The sequence below is a fragment of the Geminisphaera colitermitum TAV2 genome (assembly GCF_000171235.2).
GTDB lineage: Bacteria > Verrucomicrobiota > Verrucomicrobiia > Opitutales > Opitutaceae > Geminisphaera > Geminisphaera colitermitum.
On sequence record NZ_ABEA03000079.1, the window covers coordinates 1 to 1,043 of the forward strand.

1 protein-coding gene and 1 pseudogene are annotated in these 1,043 nt (G+C 64.8%); one reads left to right on the plus strand and one right to left on the minus strand.

The window, feature by feature from the left end:
* Positions 1–4 precede the first annotated feature (4 nt).
* On the plus strand, positions 5–391 hold the full coding sequence (locus OBACDRAFT_RS08065; RefSeq protein WP_043584544.1) for a DciA family protein: 387 nt from the start codon (positions 5–7) through the stop codon (positions 389–391).
* A 174-nt stretch (positions 392–565) separates the two neighbouring features.
* On the opposite strand, the pseudogene OBACDRAFT_RS08070 reads toward OBACDRAFT_RS08065, so the two are convergent.
* Positions 566–1,043 (minus strand): annotated as a pseudogene (locus OBACDRAFT_RS08070) (hypothetical protein); the annotation flags it as partial.

Below are 1,043 nucleotides of genomic sequence, written 5' to 3' on the forward strand. Positions count from 1 at the left end.
GCAGTTGCCGCCCGAGCCGCATCATTTCAGCAAAACAGCCGAGGAACTCATTGCGGACCTGCGCGGCTTTTCGTTTTCCGATCCCAAACGTCAGGTCAAACGCCCCACTAAAAACCTCTCCGACCTGATCGAGCCCTTGCTCGTCAAATACCACATCGGACGCGAGAGCGCCGAGACGACCCTGCGCGAACGCTGGTCCGAACTCGTCGGCCCGCCCAACGCGTCTTATTCGCATCCCGTGCAGATCGACCCGCGCGGCCGCCTGCTCGTGCTCGTGTCGCATTCCGTGGTGCGCAACGAACTCTTCATGCACCGCCAGTCCGTCGTCGCCAAAATCCGCGCCATCCCCGGCTGCGAACACGTAAAGGAACTTCAACTACGCGCCGGGTAAAACCTCCCGCGTCTCCCCTCCCTCCCCCCCCCCAGTGATGCCAGCGGACATTACTATTGGCGGAGGGCGGGTCTCCCGACCCGCCGACGGCGCGAAGCGCCGCCATTCCGGAAAGGTGCGGCTACGCCACGTCTGGCGGAGATTGGCAGCAAAACCCGCCCTCCTCTGCCCCCCCTACCGCAACTCAAACAACCCCGTGCCGCCGCCCGGCGGGACGATGGCGAAGTGGCATGCCAGCCGCGCGCGCAGCGACGCGAAAGTCCGCTCCACAGCATCGAGCGTGTTGCAGTCGCGGCTCAGGTGCGTGAGCACGATGTGCTGCCAGCGCGGACTGGCCACGCTCTCCAGCAATTCGCGGGTGCGCTCATTGGAAAGATGTCCATGCCGTCCGGCAATGCGCTGCTTCGTCGGCCAAGGACGACGCAGATCGGCTTCGAGAAGACGCGGACAATGATTCGCCTCCACGATCACCGCATCCACTTCGCGGATACGCTCGTGGATGTGCGGTGGGACGTGGCCCATGTCACTGAGCCACGCGATGCAACGCCGCCTGGACTCACGCGCCGTAGCCGCCGCGGCGAGGGCTTGCGGCGGCGGATTGAAAAAATCGTCCTGAAACCCATCGGCTGCGCTGACGCTGGCGTCGCCGTTG